7 protein-coding genes are annotated in these 7,044 nt (G+C 68.6%); 1 reads left to right on the forward strand and 6 read right to left on the reverse strand.

The window, feature by feature from the left end:
- Positions 1-78: 78 nt before the first annotated feature.
- Positions 79-969 (reverse strand): class I SAM-dependent methyltransferase, encoded by an 891-nt coding sequence (locus tag AC1Q9M_RS21585; protein WP_444687660.1) that lies wholly within the window; start codon positions 967-969, stop codon positions 79-81.
- 127 nt (positions 970-1,096) lie between these two features.
- Here AC1Q9M_RS21585 and AC1Q9M_RS21590 point away from each other — a divergent pair, with 127 nt between their 5' ends.
- The gene (locus AC1Q9M_RS21590) at positions 1,097-1,780 is read left to right on the forward strand and encodes a winged helix-turn-helix transcriptional regulator (RefSeq protein WP_444687661.1); all 684 of its coding nucleotides are present in this window, start codon (positions 1,097-1,099) and stop codon (positions 1,778-1,780) included.
- An 8-nt stretch (positions 1,781-1,788) separates the two neighbouring features.
- On the opposite strand, the gene AC1Q9M_RS21595 is transcribed toward AC1Q9M_RS21590, so the two are convergent.
- The 5 genes from AC1Q9M_RS21595 to AC1Q9M_RS21615 all read right to left on the reverse strand — a co-directional run bounded on the left by AC1Q9M_RS21595 (position 1,789) and on the right by AC1Q9M_RS21615 (position 6,950).
- On the reverse strand, positions 1,789-3,312 hold the full coding sequence (locus tag AC1Q9M_RS21595; protein ID WP_492435689.1) for a tripartite tricarboxylate transporter permease: 1,524 nt from the start codon (positions 3,310-3,312) through the stop codon (positions 1,789-1,791).
- A gap of 1 nt (position 3,313) precedes the next feature.
- A complete protein-coding gene (locus AC1Q9M_RS21600) occupies positions 3,314-3,760 on the reverse strand; it encodes a tripartite tricarboxylate transporter TctB family protein (RefSeq protein WP_492435691.1) in 447 nt (148 codons plus the stop codon).
- A gap of 4 nt (positions 3,761-3,764) precedes the next feature.
- The gene (locus AC1Q9M_RS21605) at positions 3,765-4,754 is read right to left on the reverse strand and encodes a Bug family tripartite tricarboxylate transporter substrate binding protein (RefSeq protein WP_492435693.1); all 990 of its coding nucleotides are present in this window, start codon (positions 4,752-4,754) and stop codon (positions 3,765-3,767) included.
- Between the two features lie 118 nt (positions 4,755-4,872).
- Entirely contained in the window at positions 4,873-6,285 is a 1,413-nt protein-coding gene (locus AC1Q9M_RS21610) for a sensor histidine kinase (RefSeq protein ID WP_492435695.1), read from the reverse strand.
- The gene (locus tag AC1Q9M_RS21615; RefSeq protein ID WP_382153229.1) at positions 6,282-6,950 is read right to left on the reverse strand and encodes a response regulator; all 669 of its coding nucleotides are present in this window, start codon (positions 6,948-6,950) and stop codon (positions 6,282-6,284) included. The genes AC1Q9M_RS21610 and AC1Q9M_RS21615 overlap by 4 nt, the downstream gene beginning before the upstream one ends.
- Between the last annotated feature and the right edge of the window lie 94 nt (positions 6,951-7,044).

Genomic DNA, 7,044 nt, shown 5'->3' on the forward strand with positions numbered 1-7,044 from the left:
CCACCATCTTCCGCCGCGCTCATTGCCGTTCTGTCGCACACCGGCCCGAAGCGAATGGGCCGTTTGGTGCCCCCCGGATCAGCGCGTGCCCGCCCCCACCAGCATCTCGCAAGGGCCCACGAAACCACCCGCCTCGGTTTCGAAGCGGGCCAGGGCCTGCTCGATCTCCGTCCACGTGTCGGCGCGTTCGTCCTCGCTCAGGCCCGCCAGCATCTGGTGCAGGGCCCCGAAGGACTCGCGCTCGAACCGCACGCACTCGGCGGCCGTGGGAAGGTGCACGGGGGAATCGACCCTGCGCACCTCCACGTCCCGAAAACCCGCCTGCTCCAGCGTCTTCGCCAGCACGCCCTCAGCGCCCAGGGAGAACGGCCCCGGTTGCCCGGGCAGGGGCGGCGGCAGCTGCGCGCGGCGCCGGATGATGCCGACCGGCACGGCGAAGAAAGGGTTGCGCTCGGCGGTGGAATACACCACCGCGGCGAACCGCCCGCCCGGCTTCAAGGCATGGCGGATGCCGGCAAGGGCGCGTTGCTGGTCGGGGAAGTAGATCAGACCGACGCGCGAGACCGCCGCGTCAAAAGAGGCGCGAGGCAAAACGTCGTGGCGCTCACCATCGAGTTCCAGGGTGTCCACGTTCGACAGGCCGGCCTGCTCGGCCGCCGATTTCGCGTGGCGCAGGATCGCCGGGGAGATGTCGGTCGCCAGCACGTGGCCATTCGCGCCCACGCGGCGCGCGGCGACCAGGGTCTGTTCGCCCGCGCCCGCCGCCACGTCGAGCACGCGCGAACCGGGGCCGACGGCCGCCATGTCCAGCATGACCTCGGTCGCCGGGCCCAGCCAGCGGGCCAGCAAGGGCGCCCATCGGTCCCAGGCTTCGGCGGCGTTCTCCCACTGCGCGCGCGTGGACTGGCGGAACTTCTCGGCATCGAAAACAGCCGGGGCGGCGGGGGAGGCAATGAGGGTCTCGGTCATGGCAGTGCTCCTTGAAAAGACCGGTGCGAGTTGCACGGTCGGTCTTCAAGTTAAGCCCGATGCCAGGCAGCCTCAAGTCCAGAATCTGGAGTAGGCAAGCCGGCGGCACACCGATAGACTGGCCCGCATGATCGACTACATGCAGTTCTGTACCGTCGCCCGAGGCGCCGAGGTATTGGGCGAGCTGTGGACACCCCTCGTGGTGCGCGAGCTGCTCTGCGGCAGCCACCGCTTCAACGACATTCACCGCGGCGTGCCGCGCATGTCGGCCACGCTGCTGACGCAGCGGCTGCGCAAGCTGGAAGAGATCGGCGTCCTCGAGCGGCGGCGCGTCGAGAAAAACTGGGAATACCACCTGACGCCCGCAGGCGAAGAACTGCGACCGATCGTCGTCGGCATCGGCCATTGGGGCGCGCGCTGGATCGGCAGCCGGCTGCGGCACGAGCAACTCGATGCAGGCTTTCTGATGTGGGACATTCGCCGCTTCGCGCGCCTGGAAGCGTTTCCCGACGGAGAACGCACCGTCGTCCACTTCCGGTTCAGCGATGCGCCGGCGGCCGAGCGGCAATGGTGGCTCGTGGTGGAGCACCACGAGGCCGACCTCTGCCGCGACGACCCGGGTCACGACGTGAGCGTGCTGGTCGACTCGACGGTGCGCGCACTCACCGAAATCTGGACCGGTGACAGCGACCCCGAACAGGCCATCCAGTCCGGGAGCCTCACGGTGCAAGGCGCGGGCCGCAACGGCCAGCGGCTCTGGCGCTGGTTGGGGCGCAGCATGTTCGCCCCGACGCGCATGGCGCAGCGCTGAAGGCGCGGTTACTTCCCGACCGGCGCGATGGCGCCGATCGGCGGCCTGCGCCGCGACCGCCACCGCATCAGCACCGGCAGCAACAGCATCAGGCCGCCACTCAGCCAGAGCCCGATGGAAATCGGGCTGCCGACCAGGATGCCCGCATCGCCGTTGCTGATGGACAGCGCGCGGCGCAGGTTCTGCTCCATCAGGTCGCCCAGCACGAAGCCCAGGATCAAGGGCGCCATCGGCACGCCCTGCTTGCGCAACAGGTAGGCCGCGAAGCCGAGCCCCACCATGAGCATCAGGTCGAAGGTGGTGGCGTGCACCGCGTACACCCCCACGCTGCTCACGGCCAGGATGGACGGCACCAGGAACCAGTTGGGCACGCTGAGGATGCGGGTGAAGAATCCCACCATGGGGATGTTCATCACCAGCAACATCACATTGGCCAGGAACAGCGAGGCGATCAGCCCCCACACCAGCGTGGGCTGCTGCGTGAACAGCGCCGGGCCCGGCGTGATGTTGTAGAGCGAGAGCGCGCCCATCATCACGGCCGTGGTGCCCGAGCCGGGGATGCCCAGCGTGAGCATGGGCACGAAGGAGCCGGTGGCGGCGGAGTTGTTGGCCGCCTCGGGCGCGGCCACGCCACGGATGTCGCCCTGGCCGAACGTGCCCTCCTTGTCGGTCAGCCGTTTCTCCATCGAGTAGGCCATGGCGCTGGCGATGGTGGCGCCCGCACCGGGCAACACACCCACCACGAAGCCCAGCACGCTGGAGCGGACCGTGCCCCACCAGGTGGCCGCCATCTCGCGCAGGTTGAACAGCATGCGGCCGGTCTGGGTGATGACACCCGTGCTGCTGTGGTGCTCCTGCAGCATGAGCAGGATCTCGCTGATGGAGAACACCCCGATCACGACCACGACGAACTGGATGCCGTCGGAGAGGTGGATGTCGCCACCCGTGAAGCGGTACACGCCGGAGTTCGAGTCCAGCCCCACGCAGGACATGGCCAAGCCGATCATCGCGGCCACGCCGGCCTTCACCGGCGCATCGCCCATCAGCCCCGCGATGCAGGCGAACGCGAAACACATGAGCGCGAAATACTCCGCCGGGCCGAACGACAGCGCCCACTGCGCCAGCAGCGGCGCCAGCAGCACGATGCCCACCGTGGCCAGCAAGGAGCCCACGAACGAGCTCCAGGCCGAGATCGACAGCGCCACGCCACCCAAACCCTGGCGCGCCATCGGGTAACCGTCGAGCGCCGTCATGATGGCGCCCGCGTCGCCCGGCACGTTGAGCAGGATGGAGGAAATGCGCCCGCCGTACTCGCAGCCGATGTAGACCGCCGCCAGCAGGATCAGCGAGGTCTCGGGCGGCAGCTTCATCGCGAAGGCCAGCGGCATGAGGATGGCCACGCCGTTGATGGGCCCCAGGCCGGGCAACAGCCCGACGATGGTGCCGATGAACGAACCCAGCGCGGCGATGACCAGGTTGACGGGGCTGAAGGCCACGCCGAAACCTTCCATCAGGTGTTTGAGCACATCCATCTCACAGACCTCCCAGCCACGCGGCCAGCGGGCCGACGGGCAGCACCACGTCGAGCACCTTGTCGAACAACAGGTACAGCACCAGCCCCAGCGCCGCACCGCCCGCCAGCGCCTTGCGCCAGCTGCCGCCAAACGCCATGCCCACCGGCACCGTCATCAGCGCCGTGGCCAGCGCGAAACCCAGGGCCTGGAACAGCGCGGCATACGCCAGGATCGCGCCCGCGCACCACAGCGTGGGCACCCAGGGCACGCCCTTGAAAGCATCAGCGCCTTGTGTGGGGCGGAACATCAGCCACAGCCCCGACAGACCCAGCCCCACGGCCAGCAGCAAGGGGAAGGCGCGCGGGCCCAAAGGCTCGTAGGAAAAGGCGGCGGTGTAGTCGTGCGCCGCCGCGGTCATGGCCACGGACGCGAGGGCACACGCCGCGCCAAGTGCTCGATCGCTCATGGCCTTACTTGGCGGGCGTGGTGGCGAGCCCGAACTCGTCGGCCAGCTTGCGGTAACCCGCCACCTGCTTCTTCACATACGCGTCCAGCTCGGCGCCCGTCATCGCGAGCGGGAACAGGCCGCGCTCCGTGCGCAGGGCGTTGTAGGCCGGCGTGGCCATCATCTTGGTGAAGGTGTCGGCCCAGACCTTGTAGTCCGCGTCACTGACCTTCGGCCCCAGGTAGAAGCCGCGGATGATGGGCCACTCCACCTCGAAGCCCTGCTCGCTCGCGGTGGGGATGTGCGCCATGTCACCGCTCAGCCGCTTGTTGTGCATCACCGCGAGGATGCGCACCTTGGCACCCGCCTTGATCTGCTGCTGGGCCTCGGCGGCATCGCCGGTGAACACATGGATGTGGCCACCCTGCAAGGCCGTGAGTGCCTCGCCGCCACCTTCAAACGCGACGTAGCGCATGGACTTGGGGTTGACCCCACCGGCGCGCGCGGTCAGCGCGGCCTTCATCCAATCCTGGCTGCCCACCGTGCCGCCCGCGCCCAACACCACCTTGGTGGGGTCGGCCTTCATCGCGGCCATCACGTCCTTCAGGGATTTGAAAGGCGAACCCTCGGCCACCACCACCGCGCCGTAGTCGGTGCCGATGGCGGAGAGCCAGCGCACGTCGTTCTCGGTATAGCGGCCGAACTTGCCCTGGGCCAGGTTCAGCAGCGAGCCGCCCGAGAAGGCGATGATGGTGTTCGCGCTGTCGGGGCGCTGGGCAATCACCGTGTTGTAGGCCACGGCGCCGATACCGCCCGGCATGTAGGTCACGCGCATCGGGTCGGCGATGAACTTGCCCTCCACCAGGGCGCTCTGCACCAGCTTGCAGGTCAGGTCAAAGCCGCCACCCGGCTTGGCGGGCGCGATGCACTCGGTTTTCTCCAGGGCGCCGGCCGCGTGCGCCGACAGGGCGCCCGTCACCAGGGCGATCGCCAGAAGGCGGGGTAAGAATTTCATGAAGCTGTCTCCTCGTTGTGGCTGCTTGCTGAATGCCCGCGCAGGCTCGGCGTGGCAGGCCACTGTAAAAAAAACGCACTTTCAGGACGCTTTCAGCGCGGGAGCGAAACCCCGAGGGTTAACCCGCGAACTCGGCGGGCAGTGCCAGCACGACGGCCAGCCCGCGCCCATCGGGACCGGGCCGCACCTGCATCGCGCCCCCATGGCGCAGCGCCACCGAACGCGCGATGGACAGGCCCAGGCCCGAGCCCGGCAACTGCCGGCCACCGCTGCCGCGAAAGAAGCGCTCCCCGACGCGCTGCAACTCCTCCGGCGGCATGCCCGGCCCGTCGTCCACCACGCTGAAACACACCTGTCCACCTTCGCCGCCCAGGAACAGCGTGACGTGGCCGCCCTCGCCCCCGTGGCGAATCGCGTTGTGCAGCAGGTTCGACAAAGCCTCGTTCAACAGCGCGGGCTCGCCCCGGAACGGCAGCGTGGCCATGGGCGCGTGCAGGCCCAGGTCCACCCCCTGCTGGCGCGCCACGGGCCACCAGCGGCGCATCAGGTCTTCGGCCATCACCACCGCGTCCAGCGCCTCGGGCGCGGGCGGCGCGCTGTCGGCCTTGGCCATCGCCAGCATCTGGTTGGTCTGGCGGATGGTCTCGTCCAGCTGCGAGCGGATGTCGTCCACCACCGTGCGCAGCGCGGCCGGGTCGTCTTCGCGCAGCGCATAGGCCACCTGCGTGGACAGCGTGGTCAACGGCGTGCGCAGCTGGTGCGACGCGTCGTCCACGAAACGCCTCTGCTGCTCGCTCTGCGCGCGGTTGCGCTCCACGTGGTGGTTGATCGCGCCCACCAGCGGCAGCAGCTCGGCCGGCACGTCGTCGCTCGCGATCGGCGTGAGGTCTTGCGGCGAGCGCGACTCCACGTCCTGCCGCAGGCGTGCCAGCGGCTGCAGTGCCCAGGCGATGGTGAGGCCGAACAAGGCGCTCGCCACCACCACCAGAAAAAAGTCGCGCGCCACCGACTGCATCACCAGCGCGTCCTGAAAATCGTTGCGCGCCTCCAGCGTCTCGGCCACCTGGATCACCACGCGCTGCGAGCCCGCCTCGCCCGTGAGCGGCGGCGACAGCTCGCGCGCGTAGCTGCCCACGCGCACCGCCTCGCCGAAATACTCACCGTCGTAGAACTGGGGCACACCGGTTTTCAAAGGCTGGGGCGGCGCGGGCAGCCCCGGGCTGCCGATCTCCACCAGGCCGTCTTCCGAGGCCACGCGGTAATACACCTTGCCGTTGGCGGTCAGCTCGAAGAACTCCAGCATGCGGTACGGCAGCTCCACACCCAGGCCACCGCTCGCGGTGGAAATGCTCGAGTCGATCGACTTCACCGCGCCCAGCAACGAGCGGTCGTAAGCCGCGTCCGCCGCGTCGCTGGCCGTGCGCCAGGCCAGCCACAGCTCGGCCGAGAACACCAGCAACATGCCCGGAATCAGCACCACCAGCAGCGCCCGCCGGATGCTCGACCGCAGCCAGCGCCGGGGCGGCTTCATGGCGCGCATTCCAGCAGGTAGCCCATGCCGCGCAGCGTGGTGATGCGCACCGGCGAAGCCTCCAACCGCTTGCGCAGGCGGTGCACCAGCACCTCGATCGCCTCGGGGTGCACGTCGCTCTCATCGGAAAACACGCGCTCCACCAGCTCGCGCTTGGACAGCGGCTCGCCGCTGTGCTGGATCAGCGCGCGCATCACCGCGTGCTCGCGCGGCGTGAAGGTCAACACCTCCTGCTGCAGGCGGAACTGCCGGCTCGCGCTGTCGTAGCTCAAGGGGCCGCACGCGAAGCGCGCGTGGTCCACCCCGTGCGAACGCCGGATCAGCGCCGTCAACCGGGCTTCCAGCTCCGCGAGTTCAAAAGGCTTGGCCAGGAAATCGTCGGCCCCGCCGTGCAGGCAGCTCACGCGCTCCATCAAGGAATCGCGCGCGGTGAGGATCAGCACGGGCAGGCGCTGGTCCGCCTCGCGCAGATCGGCCAACACGTCGTGGCCCTCCACCCCGGGCAGGCCCAGGTCCAGGATCAGCGCGTCGTAGCGCGTGGCCTTGAGGCTGCGGCGGACCAGGCGACCGTCGTTCACCCAGTCGATCAGGAAACCGTTCTGCGCCAGGGCCTTGGTGAGCCAGTTGCCAAGATCGGCATCGTCTTCGGCGAGCAATATCCGCATGGTGAGGTGTCTCCTGGATGTTGTCTTCCGCTGAAAACTGACCCAGTTAGAGCTGCAATTTCCATTTAAAGCTGACCCACGTAAGAACCCTATC

The sequence above is a fragment of the Hydrogenophaga sp. GW823-FHT04C09 genome, from assembly GCF_058796355.1.